General features: G+C 36.9%; 16 protein-coding genes. 5 read left to right on the top strand and 11 right to left on the bottom strand.

The window, feature by feature from the left end; genetic code table 11:
- Positions 1 to 108: 108 nt before the first annotated feature.
- Together GZH82_RS04125 and cyoE are read right to left on the bottom strand one after the other, a co-directional pair.
- On the bottom strand, positions 109 to 570 hold the full coding sequence (locus GZH82_RS04125) for a DUF420 domain-containing protein (RefSeq protein ID WP_014614224.1): 462 nt from the start codon (positions 568 to 570) through the stop codon (positions 109 to 111).
- A gap of 27 nt (positions 571 to 597) precedes the next feature.
- Positions 598 to 1,509 carry a heme o synthase gene (gene cyoE / locus GZH82_RS04120; protein WP_162681436.1) on the bottom strand — a complete coding sequence of 304 codons (912 nt, stop codon included), beginning with the start codon at positions 1,507 to 1,509 and terminating at the stop codon, positions 598 to 600.
- 208 nt (positions 1,510 to 1,717) lie between these two features.
- Between cyoE and GZH82_RS04115 the strand changes: the two genes are divergently transcribed.
- Entirely contained in the window at positions 1,718 to 2,632 is a 915-nt protein-coding gene (locus GZH82_RS04115; RefSeq protein ID WP_162681435.1) for a COX15/CtaA family protein, read from the top strand.
- A 140-nt stretch (positions 2,633 to 2,772) separates the two neighbouring features.
- On the opposite strand, the gene GZH82_RS04110 is transcribed toward GZH82_RS04115, so the two are convergent.
- From GZH82_RS04110 to GZH82_RS04095, 4 genes are all read right to left on the bottom strand, one after another.
- A complete protein-coding gene (locus GZH82_RS04110; RefSeq protein ID WP_162681434.1) occupies positions 2,773 to 6,222 on the bottom strand; it encodes a pyruvate carboxylase in 3,450 nt (1,149 codons plus the stop codon).
- Between the two features lie 259 nt (positions 6,223 to 6,481).
- Positions 6,482 to 6,769: a DUF2087 domain-containing protein gene (locus GZH82_RS04105; RefSeq protein WP_203232844.1), complete on the bottom strand. Its 288-nt coding sequence runs from the start codon at positions 6,767 to 6,769 to the stop codon at positions 6,482 to 6,484.
- A 179-nt stretch (positions 6,770 to 6,948) separates the two neighbouring features.
- A complete protein-coding gene (gene ftsW / locus GZH82_RS04100; protein WP_162681432.1) occupies positions 6,949 to 8,181 on the bottom strand; it encodes a cell division peptidoglycan polymerase FtsW in 1,233 nt (410 codons plus the stop codon).
- 70 nt (positions 8,182 to 8,251) lie between these two features.
- Positions 8,252 to 8,527 carry an Fpa/YlaN family protein gene (locus tag GZH82_RS04095; protein ID WP_014614230.1) on the bottom strand — a complete coding sequence of 92 codons (276 nt, stop codon included), beginning with the start codon at positions 8,525 to 8,527 and terminating at the stop codon, positions 8,252 to 8,254.
- Between the two features lie 136 nt (positions 8,528 to 8,663).
- Between GZH82_RS04095 and GZH82_RS04090 the strand changes: the two genes are divergently transcribed.
- Positions 8,664 to 9,146, top strand: a complete 483-nt coding sequence (locus GZH82_RS04090) for a hypothetical protein (RefSeq protein WP_019165561.1) — start codon at positions 8,664 to 8,666, stop codon at positions 9,144 to 9,146.
- 1 nt (position 9,147) lies between these two features.
- Positions 9,148 to 9,351, top strand: coding sequence for a DUF2197 domain-containing protein (locus tag GZH82_RS04085; RefSeq protein WP_162681431.1), 204 nt, complete (start codon positions 9,148 to 9,150; stop codon positions 9,349 to 9,351).
- Positions 9,352 to 9,484: 133 nt separating this feature from the next.
- On the opposite strand, the gene GZH82_RS04080 is transcribed toward GZH82_RS04085, so the two are convergent.
- Together GZH82_RS04080 and typA are read right to left on the bottom strand one after the other, a co-directional pair.
- Positions 9,485 to 10,612, bottom strand: a complete 1,128-nt coding sequence (locus tag GZH82_RS04080) for an NADH-dependent flavin oxidoreductase (protein ID WP_162681430.1) — start codon at positions 10,610 to 10,612, stop codon at positions 9,485 to 9,487.
- Between the two features lie 430 nt (positions 10,613 to 11,042).
- Positions 11,043 to 12,893, bottom strand: coding sequence for a translational GTPase TypA (gene typA / locus GZH82_RS04075; protein ID WP_162681429.1), 1,851 nt, complete (start codon positions 12,891 to 12,893; stop codon positions 11,043 to 11,045).
- A 90-nt stretch (positions 12,894 to 12,983) separates the two neighbouring features.
- Here typA and GZH82_RS04070 point away from each other — a divergent pair, with 90 nt between their 5' ends.
- The gene (locus GZH82_RS04070; protein ID WP_224398654.1) at positions 12,984 to 13,175 is read left to right on the top strand and encodes a DUF5325 family protein; all 192 of its coding nucleotides are present in this window, start codon (positions 12,984 to 12,986) and stop codon (positions 13,173 to 13,175) included.
- Between the two features lie 228 nt (positions 13,176 to 13,403).
- Here the strand turns inward: GZH82_RS04070 and GZH82_RS04065 are convergent, their stop codons facing one another.
- The gene (locus GZH82_RS04065) at positions 13,404 to 14,222 is read right to left on the bottom strand and encodes an inositol monophosphatase family protein (RefSeq protein WP_162681428.1); all 819 of its coding nucleotides are present in this window, start codon (positions 14,220 to 14,222) and stop codon (positions 13,404 to 13,406) included.
- 117 nt (positions 14,223 to 14,339) lie between these two features.
- Between GZH82_RS04065 and GZH82_RS04060 the strand changes: the two genes are divergently transcribed.
- A complete protein-coding gene (locus GZH82_RS04060) occupies positions 14,340 to 14,951 on the top strand; it encodes a YktB family protein (RefSeq protein ID WP_162681427.1) in 612 nt (203 codons plus the stop codon).
- 722 nt (positions 14,952 to 15,673) lie between these two features.
- On the opposite strand, the gene GZH82_RS04055 is transcribed toward GZH82_RS04060, so the two are convergent.
- Positions 15,674 to 16,372, bottom strand: coding sequence for a DUF4064 domain-containing protein (locus GZH82_RS04055; RefSeq protein WP_162681426.1), 699 nt, complete (start codon positions 16,370 to 16,372; stop codon positions 15,674 to 15,676).
- A 231-nt stretch (positions 16,373 to 16,603) separates the two neighbouring features.
- Entirely contained in the window at positions 16,604 to 17,623 is a 1,020-nt protein-coding gene (auxB, locus tag GZH82_RS04050; RefSeq protein WP_162681425.1) for a lipoteichoic acid stability factor AuxB, read from the bottom strand.
- Positions 17,624 to 17,690 lie beyond the last annotated feature (67 nt).

Raw genomic sequence — 17,690 nt, 5'->3', positions numbered from 1 at the left:
TTGCTTTTAAATTGACTCTATTCATATCATTGTCTCATCGAACGATTTACCACAATGGGCGCACTAAAAAAGCAACAGATGTGAAATCAATCATCTGTTGCTTTTTTATTATAAACCAAATGTTGCTTTAATGAGCGAAGTCGTTTCGCCACCAGGATAAAGCACATAAAGTAAGATATATACCGCTACACCCGTAATCGCTGTGAAAAACCAAATTACTGATGCGACTGGTCCGATTTTACGATGAACACTGTAACGATCTTTTAATCCTGTAAAAATTTGGATTAAACCAAGTACTGCCCCCACTGTTGCTAATGTAATGTGGAAAACCAAGAAGATAGTGTAATAAACTTTAACTGAATCTGGTCCTCCAAATGCTGTATTACCAATAAAGATAGTACGACTCGCATAAATTGTAAAAAAGACAACTGCAAAAATAGCAGCCCACAGCATCGTTTTTTTATGACGCTCAATTTGACGCTTCCAGATGAGGCGCCAACCGATAGCAACTAAAATGGCACTAATTACAATACAAGTTGTACTTAACGTAGGTAAAATAGGTACATTCATTTTATTCATTCCTCACTCGTAGACCTTCTAAATTAATTGTATTAAAGAAATCACGACAACAAGTGCAAAAAATAGAACAAGATAGTTTAAAGAGTAAATAAACATTTTTGTTGCCCATTTTGTTTCATTTGCTGACGATTTAAAACTTGTAAGCCCTAATGCAATCCATCCAACGTTAAGTAACGTGGCTAACACGACGAAGACCACACCTAAATCTTGCATTAAAAATGGAAGTGGTAATAATGCGATCAGCCATAGAAACATGCCGACACGTGTGCGCGAAAAGCCTTTAACAGATGGTAACATTGGAATGTGTGCTGTTGCATATTCATCTTTTCGTTTAATTGCTAATGCGTAAAAATGAATCGGCTGCCAACAAAACACAACTAAAAATAATGCCCAAGCCATCAAACTTAAGTGACCATCAATCGCGACCCAACCGATTAATGGTGGTACCGCTCCAGGCACACTTCCTACCACAGTATTCCATGTCGTATGTCGTTTTGACCAAATGGAATAAAATGATACATAACCAACGATACCAACGAGTCCTATAACACCTGCTTGCATATTCAACATGAACAATAATATTTCACCAACGACCATCATACCAAAGCTTAATAACAATAAATGACGATCTGAAATACGATTGTTAACAGTTGGTCGATTTTGTTTACTTGGCATTAATTGATCAATATCTTGGTCATAGAAATTGTTCAATGCACATGCTCCGCCCATTACTAACGTAGAACCTATGATCATCACAATAATTTGTGGAATAGAAGCTAAAAATGCATGATGTGTCATGACTATAGCCAACCACGCACCCGCAAATGATGGAATTAAGTTGCCTTGAACAAGACCTAACTTAATAATTTGTTTCAGTTCTTTATAAGTAATACGACCGGAAGTTTGTGATACAACCTCTGATTTGGACATCAGTTCCCCCCCTTAAAATAACATATACATTCATGATATATGAAAGCGTCGAGAATGACTAGTTCAAATAAGAAAAATTTGTGACACTTTAACGACATTCAAAAAACGTCATGATAAAGTCACATTTTTTAGTTCAGTTTTTGTTATAATGTGGGTGATGTTGATGAATAGAGATTATTTAATTTGATACATAATGAGGTGTTTGAGATTGTTTAAAAAGCGAAACCTAAAGTGGCTTGCTGTCGTAACGACATTGATTATGACTTGGGTTCAGCTTGGTGGTGCACTCGTAACAAAAACAGGTTCTGAAGATGGTTGTGGTTCAGATTGGCCACTGTGTCATGGCGCATTATTACCGCAAAACCTACCGATAGAAACAATTATTGAATTGAGTCACAGAGCTGTATCTGGATTATCTGTTATTTTTGTGACATGGCTTGTGATTACATCTTGGAAAAACATTGGGCATATTAAAGAAGTAAAGCCTTTAGGTATGATTAGTATTGGCTTTTTACTCGTTCAAGCTTTAGTCGGTGCTGCTGCCGTCATGTGGCAACAAAATGATTATGTATTGGCACTTCATTTCGGAATTTCCCTTATTAGCTTCTCTTCCGTTTTCGTGTTGACGTTAATCATTTTCGACATGGATAAAAAATACGAAGCCAATAAAGTACACATCCGCAAGCCATTGCAACGCTATACATGGCTGATGACCATTGTTGTATATTTAACGATTTATACTGGGGCGCTTGTAAGACATACAGATTCAAGTCTTGCTTACGGTGCATGGCCATTACCATTTAACGATATTGTGCCTCATGATGTGCATGACTGGGTTCAACTGGCACACAGACTGATGGCAATGGTGGCATTTTTCGTCATTATGTTCACTTATATCCATGCAGTGAGACATTATCCAACAATGAGAACGATTCATTACGGTTATACAGTGAGCTTTATTTTAATTATTTTACAAGTTGTAACAGGGGCGCTCTCTATCGTTACTAACGTGAATCTAATCATCGCTTTACTCCATGCGCTATTTATCACGTTATTATTCGGTATGATTAGTTATTTCATCTTGTTAATCCTACGTACGAATCGTGGAGATCAACAAGCTTAAAATGATAGAAATTTTAAAAGACATCAAACAGCAGAAATTGTTGTTTGATGTCTTTTTGATTGCTTTGTCACGTGGGTCTTAATGTCATGTTTGATTAAAATGACAAATGCGGGCTTTATCGTACCTTTTCAAATTCACATTTATACTTCTGGTTTAATTTCAATGAGTAAATCTTGTGTCTCAACGCTATCGTTTGCAGCGACATGAATTTTTGTAATCGTCCCTTTAAACGGCGCTTGTACCGTTGTTTCCATCTTCATTGCTTCACTAATAATGAGTGATTGCCCCGCTTCAACTTGATCTCCTTCAACGACATTCACTTCAATAATCGTACCCGGCATTTGTGCACCAATATGATTTGGATTACTCTTATCTGCCTTCACTTTCGCTAAATGAGACGTTTGAATATTTTCGTCTTTCACTTGAATACGACGTGCTTGACCATTCATATCAAAGAAGACGGTGCGCACACCATTTTCATCAGGCTCAGTAATAGTTTTCAACTCAACAATTAAAATTTTACCTTTATCAATTTCGATTTGAATTTTCTCGTTATTGCGCATACCGAAGAAGAATGTAGGTGTATCTAACTTTGAAACATTGCCAAATGTCTCATAAGTTTGCATGTATTGTTCGTACACTTTTGGATACAACGCATAGCTAATTAAGTCTTGTTCAGTCACTTTGTCTTGTTGCTTTTCTTGTAATTCTTCACGCAAAGATTCGAAATCAATAGGCGCTAGATATTCACCAGGACGCGCAGTTAATGGTTGCTGGCCTTTTAAAATGACCCGTTGCAATGTCTCATTAAATCCGTTCACTGGTTGACCAATATCGCCTCTAAAGAAAGAGACCACGGATTCAGGAAAATCTAATTTATGACCTTGCTCGATAACAGACGTTTCATCCAATTCATTTTGCACCATGTAGAGTGCCATATCCCCTACCACTTTTGATGATGGCGTCACTTTCACAATATCACCGAAGAGAAAGTTTACACGGCGGTACATGTCTTTCACTTCACTGAAACGTTCACCGAGCCCTAAACTTTTCGCTTGTTGACGTAAGTTGGAATATTGGCCCCCTGGCATTTCATGTTGATAAATTTCTGTATGTGGCGATTTCATATCACTTTCAAAATCACTATAATACGGTCGCACTGCATCCCAATAATGCGAAAGTGTTTCATGTCCTTCAATGTCCATACGAATATTGCGTTCAAACCCACTCATGGCATAATACAATGAATTACTACTTGGTTGACTTGTTAAACCTGACATTGCCGCAACTGCTGTATCAATGACGTCAATACCTGCTTCGATCGCTTCTTTATAAGTGAGAATACCGTTACCACTCGTATCGTGTGTATGGAGGTGAATCGGTAAGTCAACAGCGGCTTTCAATTCACCAATCAATTCATATGCCGCTCTAGGCTTCAATAATCCAGCCATATCTTTAATCGCTAACATATGGAAACCTTCACGCTCTAGCTCTTTCGCGAGTTTCACATAGTATTCCAACGTATAAATATTAGAACGTTCAGGATTTAAAATATCACCTGTATAACAAATTGTCCCTTCAGAAATTTTGCCTGCTTTTTGGACTGCTTCGTTAGCGACTTTCATTTGTTCTAACCAGTTCAACGAGTCAAATATTCTAAAGACGTCGATTCCTGCGTCAGCACTTTCCGCAATAAATTTTTGGATGACATTGTCAGGATAATTGCGATAACCAACTGCATTAGAAGCACGCAATAACATTTGGAATAACACATTCGGAATTGCTTTTCTTAATTTTTCGAGACGTTCCCATGGATTTTCTTTTAAGAAGTTATAGGCGACATCAAACGTCGCACCGCCCCATAGTTCAAGTGAGAAGTTATCTTTCATTACTTGTGCAGTTTCTGGTGCAATTTTGAGTAAATCATGTGTTCTCACACGTGTTGCGAGTAAAGATTGATGTGCATCACGAAATGTCGTATCAGTGAGCAATACGTCTTCTTGTGCTTTAACCCATGCTGCTACAGCTTGAGGTCCTTTTGCATCAAGTAATTGTTTCGTACCACTTAATGAATCAATCGCCTTCGTATCCGTCGTCGGAATATGGGGTTTCTCGAAATGCGGTTTCGGTCTTTTTTCGACACTTGGAAAACCGTTAATCGTTACATTACCAATATATTCTAATGTTTTTGTACCTCTATCACGCGACGTTTTAATTGTGAATAACTCTGGCGCTTCTTCTAAAAATTTCGTCGTGTAATCACCAGACGCAAACTTATCATGTTGAATCACATTACGTAAAAATGGAATGTTCGTTTTCACCCCACGAATTCGCATTTCTTGAAGTGAACGCGCCATTTTTTCTCTCGCTTCTTTATAACTGATCGCATGTGTCGAAACTTTAACGAGTAGCGAATCATAATACGGTGAAATTTCTGCACCTTGGAATGCATCTCCAGCATCTAATCGGACACCGAAGCCCCCACTCGAACGGTAGGCAACGATACGCCCCGTATCCGGCATGAAATCTTGTGTAGGATCTTCAGTCGTAATACGACATTGAATTGCATAACCTAACGTGCGAATATCAGTTTGTTGTGGCATCGCAATCGCTTCGTCATGTAATAACTGTCCATCCGCAATCAAAATTTGTGTTTTAACAATGTCCACGCCCGTAATCATTTCCGTAATCGTATGTTCTACTTGGACACGTGGATTCACTTCAATAAAGTAAAATTCGTTGCCAGAAACTAAAAACTCAACCGTTCCTGCATTCACGTATTTAATTTGGCGCATTAAATCGACAGCCGCTTCACAAATTTGTTCACGCAAATCATCCGGCAAGCTTACTGATGGCGCTACTTCAACGACTTTTTGATGACGGCGTTGAACCGAACAATCTCTTTCATAAAGATGAATGATGTTACCCGCTTCATCACCAATCACTTGTACTTCAATATGTTTCGGTTGATCAATAAATTTTTCAATATACACTTCACTATTGCCAAATGACTTTTCTGCTTCAGATTTAGCACGAGTGAACGCCTCTTGTAATTCAGATTGTTCTCTCACGATACGCATCCCTTTACCACCACCGCCACTTGTTGCTTTAATCATCAATGGGAAGCCGGCTTTTTCGGCAAAAGTTTGTGCTTCTTCAAATCCTGCCACTGGCCCATCTGTACCTGGAATAACAGGCAAGTTGGCTTTGATTGCAGTGGCACGTGCTTTGACTTTATCCCCAAACATATCTAAATGCTCGACATGCGGACCGATAAAAACAATGCCCTCTTCAGCACAGCGTTGCGCAAATTGCATATTTTCACTCAAAAACCCATAACCAGGGTGGATGGCATCAACATTTGCTTCTTTTGCAACTTTAATGATTTGTTCAATATTTAAATAACTTTCAGCTGGTCCTAAGTTTTCGCCGACTAAATAAGACTCGTCCGCTTTATATCGATGTAATGACCCCATATCCTCTTTTGAATAGATAGCTACCGTTTTAATATTCAATTCTGTTGCGGCTCGAAAAATTCGAATGGCAATTTCACCGCGGTTAGCGACTAATAATTTATGTATACGCTTCATGAAGTGAACCTCCTTAATAGTGTGAAAATTCTAAAAATACAATCTCTATTATATCAATAAATTAGGTGCGATTAAAAGATTCTGGTGTGAAAATGATTTTAAATTTGAAATCAAAAGCAAGTTTAATGATAACAAAATTTTATCATTTATAATAATTTAAACTAATAATTCATATTTTATCTATATTTTTTGGTGATGTCAAAGTATATACTGCATCACTCTATTTTTTAACATTTCAACCGTGCCTCGACACATTCGGTCATTCTGCTGTTGATGTTTCACCTCCATGATTCCTTTGAGCTAATTCATACAATTTGCCTTCCAAATCTCGTTGTAAAAACTGATAATCCACTAAGTATCGTCTTAATATTGCAAAGTCATCATAATATTTTTTTAAGATGACGTTCACCTCTTTCTCACTATAAGCGTGTCCGACTTCAAAATCTCGACAAAGGTATTGTAGCAATGCGATTTTATCTTTCTCCTTACGTGGTATCGTTTGTATTTTATCGTCTTTCATAAATCTCTCCACAACTTTGTTCATCATAGTTCCCCCTTATTTCATTTACTCCCAATTTCATTACGTTTTTAATGTAAGAAATTTCAGAATTTTCATTGTTGAGTTATTCATTCTTGATGAGAAAAAGCTAACTTCTATGTAGTGTCTAGAAATTAGCTTTGGGTGCATCACAAAAATAACAGTCATGCACACTCCATATATACTTTTTAATAGTGTCTCATTTGAGCTTGTTGTTTTTTCATGTAGCGTTGTTTCGCATCATCATATTTAATCTGCTTGGCAATAATGAGTAGCAGTCCCATCGCAATACTTAAACTTAACATCGATGACCCCCCAAAACTGATAAATGGGAGCGGTACACCTGTTAATGGGATTAAGCCTGAAATTCCACCTAAATTGACAAATGTTTGTAATGCGATATAACTCGCAATACCGACACATACCAATTTGTAAAAGTATGACGCTGTACGTGAAGCCAATTCGAAAGCACGATAGACGATAAAGAAAATCATGCCTAATACGATGAAGGCCCCAACGAAACCAAGTTCTTCACTAATAATCGCAAAAATAAAGTCTGTATGCGGTTCAGGTAAGTAACCCAGTTTCATAATACTATTGCCTAACCCACGTCCAAACAGTCCACCATTACCAATAGCGAGTAGCGAATTCGATAAATGGTAACCAATACCAGACTCATAATTAAATGGGTTTTCCAACGCGCTAAAACGTGCTGTTAAATATGATGGTAGAATGTTAATGCGGAAAATGACAATAATTAAAATCACGACAATTAAAGCTAACATCGCGTAGGACCCGATTTTAATCAAGTTTTTGACACCGATACCAGAGTAAACGATAATACTAAAAAATATACCGCCTATCAACAATGTTTGACCGACGTCTTTTTGTAATAAGACGAGGCCAAGACAAAAACCTACAAACGCAATCGGCCACAAAATAACAATCGGTTGTCGCTGAATTTCGTAACGCTTTCTTTCTATTATATATGGCACGTAGAGTATGATAGCGATTTTTAAAAGTTCAGATGCTTGCAAGTTCATGAATCCTAACTTTAACCAACTTCGTGAACCGTTAATCTCACTACCAAATAACAGTGTCGCAAAAAGCAACCCGAGCATAATCGCCATCATACCAAGTTGAATATTACGCTGCTTTAAAATGCGTACGTCCATAATATAGGCCATAAAAAATACAATAAAAAAACCAACGATGACGTATATGAGTTGTCTCGTATAAAAATATGTACCTACAACAGGAATACCTCCTGTGAGTGTACCTCTTGTTGCTGCGACCATACTTGCACTATATACCATGGTCAAACCAATAAAGCAGAGTGCAAGATATGTGATTAATAATGGAAAATCGATATATTTAGAAGATCTCAAAATATACCGAAATAGTCTTTTCATATTATTCATATGTGTCAATCATCCAATTCTCGCACTTAGACGTCGAAAAAACGTGCTATTGTATGTTAGATAGCAACTATTAAACGCGAGTAAATGCTTCGTGTAATTTTGATAATTCTTTCTCTAAACGTAACATTAACTTTTTGCCATCTTCTTCGCTTACAAGTCCAAGATTCACTGCAAAGTCAACCTCTTTTTGTAAACCATACATCTGTGTATCTAAAACTTCCTCGTATAAAGGACATTGTGGTAGCGTAAGATTATCTATTTGAACTTTAATGAGTTGCAGAATACGATCTGCGTCTTTATTCAGTTGGTCATATGCAGCATTGCTCATTTGTTGTTGCTTGCTCATGACATAGTCCCCCTATTTATTTTCTTCTTATGTAAAAAGTTTATCTCATCGACTGTTAAAAAGCAAGTAAATTTGGCATACGCTCTGGGACAAGTATGTTAAAATAAACGTAGCTAAACTGAGGGAGTGCATACAAATGATTCAAATAAAAGGTGACGTTAAATTTCCAATTACACTCGATAGTACGACATGGATTTTTGACGATCGAAAAATCTCACTTGAGGATTTAGAAAAAGGAATTTTTGAAGGTCAAAAGCCGATTGAATTTGAAGACAATAGAGAATGGAATCGTGCCATATTAGAAGGTCAAACGAATCCACCTACTTTAAATTCTGAAATTGATTATAAAAAACGTGCAGTATTACAAGGTTCATTTGCGATTAACATGACACCCTTCTTCAAAAATGCAGAACCATTTGAAAACGTTACAACGATTAGACTATCTAATGATGAAGCGCATATCGATGTGCCATTCGACCTTTTGCCTTATCTTTTCTTCCAATTCGCTAAAGATGGCAAACGTCTCTATCAAGATGATGGTGTAGATAGTTTTGTTTATACCTTAGAAGACGGATATGACTATGTTTTCGAGCACGTTACACATATAGAGGTGTTCTAAAATGCGTAAAGTCACTTGCGTTATATGTGACACTGAAGTTTTGTTAGATGAAAATACACGATTAGCGAAACGTTTGAAAAATAATCCAATTAAAACGTTTATGTGCGATGAATGTAAGAGTCGTCTTGATACACCGAAACAACGTCCACCTATCTTTACTACAAATGATAAAAAAGGCGCGACTTCATATCATGATGAAGATTAATTTCATATGAAGATGGGGGTATGCGCTTAAAATGACTCCAGTTTTTTTGTTTGTAAAGCATAAGAAAAAGGCGAATGGCCCGCCCGTTTAAGACGAGCAAGCTATTCGTCCTTTTTATATCAATTAACTCAGATTATGCATTTGGTTTTTCCGGATATGGATACCATTTATCAGCAAATGCTTTCCATAATAAATACGGCATGTTATGATGATCTTCTTTTTCTGGGTCGAAGTAAGAGATAATTTCGTCTTCTCTACCTTCTTTCGTTTTACTAATTAGATTTTCATCAAATAATAAACCACGGCCAATCGCAATTAAAGGTACGCCTGTATCGATGGCACTTACTGCATCATCTGCTGAGAATACTGAACCGATTGCGATAAGTGGCATGCGGTCTTCCATCCAATCAAGAATAAGATCAACACGTTTTTTACCTTCATGTTCACCACGACGTACAACTGAATGGACATTCATTAATGACACGTGTAAATAATCAAGTGGTTTTTCGATTAAGTGTTTGATTAACTTTTCAGTGTTATCCATTGTAATTCCTGGTTCTTCTGCTTCTTCAGGTGAGAAACGGTAACCGACGATAAAGCCTTTTGGTCCTTCTTCTTTTGCTACACGTAACACTTCATCTGCAACCGCATTTGGTAAAGAGAATAATTCTTTCCATTTGTCATCGCGACGGTTGTAGTATGGTGATTGGAATTGTTCGATAATGTAGTGGTTAGCCCCATGAATTTCCACACCATCAAATCCAGCTTTAATCGCAAGTGATGTCGCTTTACCGAAGTCTTTAATCAATTGATCGATTTCTTCAGCTGTAATTTCACGCGCATCATGTGGTTCTGTATGACCGAAACCTACAGTTGAAACAGCACTTGGCGCTTTGACGTCACCATTGGGTACCCATTCAGGTAAGCCTTTCGCTCCACCGTGATGGATTTGAACGATTGCTTTTGCGCCACCTTTTTTCATTCTTCTTGCAAGTTCACTTAAACCTTCAAGATCTTCTTCTTTTGAAATAGATGGTTCACCTGGGAATGCTTTCCCCTCTTCATTGACATATGTTGCTGCTGTAATCGCTAAACCGACATCTTTTGAGCGAGATTCCATATAGTCTAATTCCACATCTGAGGCAGTCCCATCATCATTAGATAATGTGTGTGTCATAGGTGCTAAAACGAAACGATTTCTTAATGTTGTTCCGTTGGGTAATTCAAGTGTTTCAAATAATTTTTCATACTTTTTGTTCACTGTATTTCCCTCCTATTCATTAACTGCCTTCATTTTAATACATCGCCTAACGAAAACAAAATAATTAGCTTAAAAAATAAAATTACTTTGGAAACAGACTAATTAATATACCTTTTATATTGGATTGAGGCAATAATTACTTTTATAGTTTAAATCATTTAATAGTTTAATTAAAAAATATTTTATAAGGAATGTTCGTATAAAAAATTGCAGTTTATATTGGTCAAAACTATGTCATCACTTACATTTACTACGTTATTGTAAATGAGAGCACATCCATTTTCACGAATACTCATGTTAAGTTTAAGCGAAAGGATGTCAATCGCTATTTTCTTTTTAAAATGAGCACTGACTTCAAAAAAACTTAAAAAAAGAGCCGGAAGATATACTCTCCAAGCTCTTTCAAAGTATGATTCAATGACGAATCAAATTAGTTTTCTTCAGATTCCATCATTTGCTTAATACGTTTTGCTTCTTTTTCACGTTGCCCTTTGTTTAAGATTTTCTTTCTTAAACGCACATTTTCAGGCGTTACTTCCACAAGCTCATCATCATTAATAAACTCTAATGCTTCTTCTAATGATAATTTACGTGGTTTTTTCATCGTTTCAGTTTGGTCTTTTGTCGCTGAACGCACGTTTGTTTGATGTTTAACTTTTGTAATATTTACTGTTAAATCATTTTCACGGTTGTTTTGTCCAACAATCATGCCTTCATAAACTTCAGTTCCTGGTTCCATAAAGTTGATACCACGATCCTCAAGTCCTAAAATCGCGTATTCACTCGCTGAACCTTGGTCCATTGAGACAAGTACACCGTTACGACGGCCACCGATACGCCCTTTAATACGTGGTCTAAATTCATCAAATGTGTGGTTGATAATACCGTAACCACGTGTCATTGACATAAATTCTGTCGTATAACCGATTAAGCCACGTGCAGGTACGTTAAAGATAAGACGTGTTAAGCCATTGTCTGTCGTTACCATGTCGACCATTTCACCTTTACGTTGACCTAAAGATTCAATAATTGCACCAGCATACTCTTCCGGCACTTCAGTTTGTACACGTTCAAATGGTTCATGTAAAACACCATCAATGTCTTTTAAAATAACTTGTGGTTTAGAAACTTGTAATTCAAAACCTTCACGACGCATATTTTCAATTAAAATAGATAAGTGTAGCTCACCACGGCCGGCCACTGTCCACGCATCTGGTGAATCTGTTGGCGTAACTTTTAATGACACGTCCGTTTCTAATTGGTTATCAAGACGTTCTTGGATTTGACGTGCAGTCACAAATTGTCCTTCACGACCAGCAAAAGGTGAATTGTTAACTCTAAACGTCATTTCAAGCGTTGGTTCATCTATACGTAACACTGGTAACGCCTCTTGATGATCTTGTGGTGTAATCGTTTCACCTACGTTAATGTCTTCCATACCCGATACTGCAATAAGGTCTCCAGCATATGCTTCTTGAATTTCTTCACGTTTCAGACCGAAATAACCAAATATTTTCGTTACACGGAAGTTTTTCACAGTGCCATCTAATTTAATTAATGAGACACTTTCACCGACACGCATCGTTCCTCTGAAAATACGACCGATGCCGATACGTCCTACATAATCGTTATAATCTAACAATGCAGGTTGGAATTGTAATGGTTCATCTCTGTTGTCCACTGGTGCTGGCACATATTCTAAAATCGTTTCGTATAGACTTTGCATGTTTTCATCTTGCTTTTCTGAGTCTAAACTTGCTGTACCGTTAATCGCTGAAGCATACACCACAGGGAAATCAAGCTGTTCATCATTGGCGTCTAATTCAATAAATAAATCTAATACTTCATCAACAACCCCTTCTGGACGGGCTGAAGGTTTATCAATTTTATTCACAACGACAACAGGTTTTAAGTTTTGTTCTAACGCTTTTTTCAATACGAAACGCGTTTGTGGCATTGTCCCCTCATAAGCGTCAACCACTAATACAACACCATCTACCATTTTCATAATACGCTCTACTTCTCCACCAAAGTCGGCGTGCCCTGGCGTATCTAAAATATTGATTCTCGTATCTTTATAGTCAACCGCAGTATTTTTCGCTAAAATTGTGATACCGCGTTCTCTCTCCAAATCATTCGAGTCCATCGCACGTTCTTCGACTCGTTCATTTTCTCTAAAAATACCTGATTGTTTTAATAATTCATCAACCAAAGTTGTTTTACCATGGTCTACGTGAGCGATAATCGCAATGTTACGAACATCTTCTCTAAATTTTGTCATACTGTAATTCCTTTCTCGGGTAAATTATCACTTTCTTTTACAACTCGTTTATTATATCATAGAAATAGAATGAAGAAACAGTGAGGTGGGCTGATAATGAAAAAATCTCAATCCATTTTTTTAATTCTTGCGATCATCGCTGTATTCTTTTTAACAATGTTTAGCTTTGCTGTTGCTGCAACGAACATTTTTTGGATGATTGTTACGTTTATCTTAATGGTCGTTACTTTTGGCGTTGGCTTTACATTAAAAAAGAAATATCGTGAAAATGATTGGCTATAACTGAAACAAACACATACCTTCGTATCACAACACTCTTGCAACATATTGGGCTTAGTGATGAGATGATATACTTTTACATAAGATAGTGCTTGATGAAAAATCATTGGCGCTATCTTTTTTATGTCACAATTGCCAGTGCCCTTTTACAAATAAAAAACACCGCTACACATTGATTTTCTGAGTAGCGATGTATATATTCGAATGATTTTAACAATGATAGCCCAAAGTTTATTTTCGTTTAAATTTTTGTTGCAAAGCAGTTAACACATGATCATAACCTTGCAAATATTCTCGTCTAATTTCTTCGTGGACTTGGGCATTCCCCATTAAAATAGAGTTTGGCGCTGTGATTGATAACGGCTCTCCAGCAAAGTTTGTGGCCACACCACCGACTTCATTTAAAATAATCATACCACCCGCATAATCCCAAGGCTGTAATCGTGGTGTTAAATACGCCGCAAGTTGACCTGTCGCAACATAAACGATTTCTAACGCAGCCGAACCATATGCACGTGCACTTCTCGAGTCACTAATAATCGGTTGTAAAATCGAACTTAAAATCGGCTTCGTTAACCAATTCGGATTCATGCCGATAATACTTTCACGGACGTGTGTGCCCTCTAGTTGTGGAATCGCATTTTGATTGATGTAAACACCGTGACCCGCTTTAGCATGATACAATAAATCAGCCATAACATCATATACAAAACCTGCATATGGCTTCCCATCTTTAAAAATACCTACAGAAATCGCAAAATTCTCGCCTTGATGAATAAAATTAAGTGTTCCATCGATGGGATCAATCACCCAAACAACACCTTCTGTCGACTCAATATCATGGCCGTGCCCCTCTTCACCGATAATACGATGATGCGGATAACTTTCTTGAATTTGTTGTACGATGAATTGTTCAATCTCTTTATCTACATTCGTAACAAGATCATTTGGATTTGATTTTTCTTCTATAGCGAGGTCTTCTACCATCCATTTTCGAACATTATTCCCCGCTTCTAATACTAGACTTTTCGCATAATCATATAAATGCATTTGCCTCACTCCTATTACATTTATTATACACTAATTTGATTCAATTTAAATGTTCAAACGACTGTAATATGCTACAATAAAAGCAATTTCATAGACATACGATAAGGAGGTAAATACATGACGAAATACATATTTAAACCAAAAGATTTTAAAGTTTTTCAAATTGAAGGACTTGAAGCGCGAATGGAAGGGCTCGAAAAGCAAATCCGTCCCCAACTGAACGCTTTAGGTGACTATTTTGCGGATTATCTAGAAACAGTAACAGGTGAAACATTTTACGCTCACGTGGCGAAACATGCACGTCGTAAAGTGAATCCACCTAAAGACACATGGGTGGCATTTGCTACAAATAAACGCGGTTATAAAATGCTGCCCCATTTCCAAATTGGCTTATTTGAAGATCATTTATTTGTGATGTACGGTGTGATGCATGAAGATCCAAACAAAGCAAATGATGTGAAGGTATTCGAACAAAAGTTAGATACGTTACTGAACTTGCCTGAAGACTTCCAAATTTCGTTAGACCATATGCAACCGACGAAATCTTGTATTCAAGACATGTCCAAAGAAGAAATTGAAAAAGGCATCGCGCGTGCAAAAAATGTGAAAAAGGGTGAGTTTTTTGTTGCACGTGCCATCACGCCACAATCTGAACATTTAAAATCAGATCGCAAATTCATCGCATTTTTAGAAGATACGTTTGAACAGTTATTAAAATTTTATCAATAACATCAAAATTTTGTGATTGCTTATTTTCTATTCAATTATGAACTCTGCGGGTCTGGGATATTAAGTTTTCCATCCCATCCATTCATAGATTTATGATTCATTAATGATTTAAAAAGCAGTCAAAAAATGAGGGTGAATGGGATACCAAAATTGATGCTATTGTTTTCTTGATTTCATAAACTTACCCTCAGTTTGACTTTATTTAATGTAAGATTGCCCAGAAGGCTGAAACTCCTGAGGGAATGAGGGCATACTACTAACAGTCACTTCTTTACTTTAATAGTGGTTGCTGTTTATCGCAGTAGCTGTCTGACTTCTCAATGGGCATGCTTTTGAGAAGTCTAGTCAGCCTTGCCGGGGCAGTACGATGAAATCTTTGTTGCACATGAGATTTCTGTACTGCTCCCAAAATCCACTAACGCCTCAACAAATATAACAATTTAATCAAGTGTTGGTTAGTCGGAGGGTCAGCCCTTAGGAAACGCGAAGCCATGAGGGCAATCAAAAACACAAATTGTAGGGAGAGGGCAAGTTAAACAAGAATACTGCATCAATGATTTTTGTGTCCCATCCCCGTCTTCTTTTTTATATTCATTTTCCTTGCGCCTAATTTTGCCACTTAAATTCATGAAAACAAAATAACGTTGCAACACAATGTCTCAGAAATAAAAAATCCCAAGCATTCTGGGATAAAACCCAAACATACTTGAGATGTTGTACGATTAACGAAGACGGTCTTCTGTTTCGTCTTTACTTTCATTCAGATCTTTTTTTACGCCTGTTGTATCGTCTTTAATATTTTGTTCATAACCATTGCGTTCTTCATGATGGTTTTCTCGGTTAAAATTCGACTCACGTTCAACACGATGTTCATCACTCACTGATTTTGTTGTATCGTTACCATAAACATAAGGATCAGCTGTTGTGGCTTGCTGACGGTCGACATTATTTGCATTGTCATTTTCATGGTACATCACAGTATCTTGGCGTTTAGGTTTACGCACGATCAGCATAATACCGGCAATCAACCATAATACTGCAGAAATTAAACTCATCGTTAAAAAGAAACCTGTCGCAGCTGCTAAAATTAACAGAATACCCGCTAAAATGTTCTTTTTAAAGATAAACACTGCAACAATCGCTAACACAATCGGAATTAATGCTAATAGAAATGTACTTGAACCTATATTGTCTAACTGTGCAATATCTTGACCTGTCGCTTCAATTTCTTGTTGGAATTCTGGTGTTTGGAGTACTTGAACAAAGCCTACTAATAGCAAAATCCAAATAATATGTAACACAATTCCAACCCAGCTTAATACTTTTTCAACCGTGCGTTTAAACGGTTTTTGTGTACCATTCAAATCCCTTGAACGCACTTGATTATTCTGTTGTTCATTATACGTATATTGATTTGTCATCTAAAACCCTCCTTGATTAGTATATTACCTGTTTTAATTAAAATAAACCCTACTTTAATTTTTTCACTAAATTTATCAGTTTTAATTTATATGTGTACCTATCTATAAAATAATATGACATAACAAAAGCGGATAGGCAACCTTTAATGTCATACTTGTCCGACTCTCCTCAAACCGAGTATTGCCGTGTGTATCACATCAAGTGACCTATCCGCTTATATATATATCTTATTAATCCTTGTCTATTTGTGAATCATTTTTTGAACGGTCTTGTTGTAATTTCATCCGATCATCATAATTTTGACGTCGTTGTGAGGAAGCACTTGGTCGAAGCTTACGTTGTTCTTTTTCGTATGCTTTACGCGCTTTCTTTTCTTCTTTTCGTTGTTGTTTCATTTCCGCTCTAGACATTGATGCCGCTTCACTTTCTGTATCTTCATCTGACATCATTTCATCATCTTGTTGACGTTGTTCGACATTTCTTGACATTGCTCGACTGTCATACACTAATGTATCGTCCGCTTCATCTGCCATATCATCTGCTTGAGAAACCTCTTGATGCTTTTGTGCCTTTTGATGATATTTAGCAGATCGTGATAACACTTCTGGTTCATCGTCGTTTACTGTTGAAGATTCATAAGTAGATGTTTCTTCATAAGTTCGATACGATTTAGTTGATGGACGTTCATTTTCTGAGTATGCAACAGGTTCACGATACATCTCAGGTTGTTGATAGTCTTGTGGTCCATGAGTCGCATATGGCCCATATGGGTAATCGTCATCATAATATGTCGGTACCACTTCATACTTCTCTTTTCTAATGAACATCATGAGCGCAATGATAAAGAAGAAGAGTGGCACTAAGATAAAGAATAACGGTAAAGTAACGATCGCCACAAGTAAAAATAACAAACCTGATACGATACGGTGGTTCATTGAAATCAGTGCTAGGAATGAAATCAATAGACATATGATTAAATATACGATAAATGCCCATACACCATTTTGTAACATGATGACAAACTGTGTCGCATTCATATTATTGTTGGTTAATAACTCTTGTAATGTCGCGTTATTTGCAATACTGTTTTCTAAACTTTGAATTGAACTTTCACTACTAAACAAAACTAAGCCAAAAAACATCGCGACTACAGTAGTACCTAGCAGCAATAGCCAACTCAACCAACCTAATATTTTTTCGGCGAGTCGATTCACAGGACGACTAATATGTGTATATGTTTCTCCTGCCATGCTTTCACTCCTCATATTTATCTTACTCTCCTCATTATAACTAAACTTTGGCGAAATCACTACACTC

It is taken from the genome of Staphylococcus sp. MI 10-1553, from assembly GCF_010365305.1.
Classification (GTDB): Bacteria; Bacillota; Bacilli; order Staphylococcales; family Staphylococcaceae; genus Staphylococcus.
Note: the sequence above shows the minus strand (reverse complement) of the source record. Positions and strands in the feature narration are given on the sequence as shown.

Bases quoted from the DNA above. Each gene is read 5' to 3' on its own strand.
- GZH82_RS04055 (WP_162681426.1), bottom strand. From the start codon at position 16,372: ATGACAAATCAATATACGTATAATGAACAACAGAATAATCAAGTGCGT.
- GZH82_RS04065 (WP_162681428.1), bottom strand. From the start codon at position 14,222: ATGCATTTATATGATTATGCGAAAAGTCTAGTATTAGAAGCGGGGAAT.
- GZH82_RS04095 (WP_014614230.1), bottom strand. From the start codon at position 8,527: ATGAGCAAGCAACAACAAATGAGCAATGCTGCATATGACCAACTGAAT.
- GZH82_RS04105 (WP_203232844.1), bottom strand. From the start codon at position 6,769: ATGATGAACAAAGTTGTGGAGAGATTTATGAAAGACGATAAAATACAA.
- GZH82_RS04125 (WP_014614224.1), bottom strand. From the start codon at position 570: ATGAATGTACCTATTTTACCTACGTTAAGTACAACTTGTATTGTAATT.
- typA (WP_162681429.1), bottom strand. From the start codon at position 12,893: ATGACAAAATTTAGAGAAGATGTTCGTAACATTGCGATTATCGCTCAC.
- GZH82_RS04085 (WP_162681431.1), top strand. From the start codon at position 9,148: ATGCGTAAAGTCACTTGCGTTATATGTGACACTGAAGTTTTGTTAGAT.
- auxB (WP_162681425.1), bottom strand. From the start codon at position 17,623: ATGGCAGGAGAAACATATACACATATTAGTCGTCCTGTGAATCGACTC.
- GZH82_RS04110 (WP_162681434.1), bottom strand. From the start codon at position 6,222: ATGAAGCGTATACATAAATTATTAGTCGCTAACCGCGGTGAAATTGCC.
- GZH82_RS04090 (WP_019165561.1), top strand. From the start codon at position 8,664: ATGATTCAAATAAAAGGTGACGTTAAATTTCCAATTACACTCGATAGT.
- cyoE (WP_162681436.1), bottom strand. From the start codon at position 1,509: ATGTCCAAATCAGAGGTTGTATCACAAACTTCCGGTCGTATTACTTAT.
- ftsW (WP_162681432.1), bottom strand. From the start codon at position 8,181: ATGAATAATATGAAAAGACTATTTCGGTATATTTTGAGATCTTCTAAA.
- GZH82_RS04060 (WP_162681427.1), top strand. From the start codon at position 14,340: ATGACGAAATACATATTTAAACCAAAAGATTTTAAAGTTTTTCAAATT.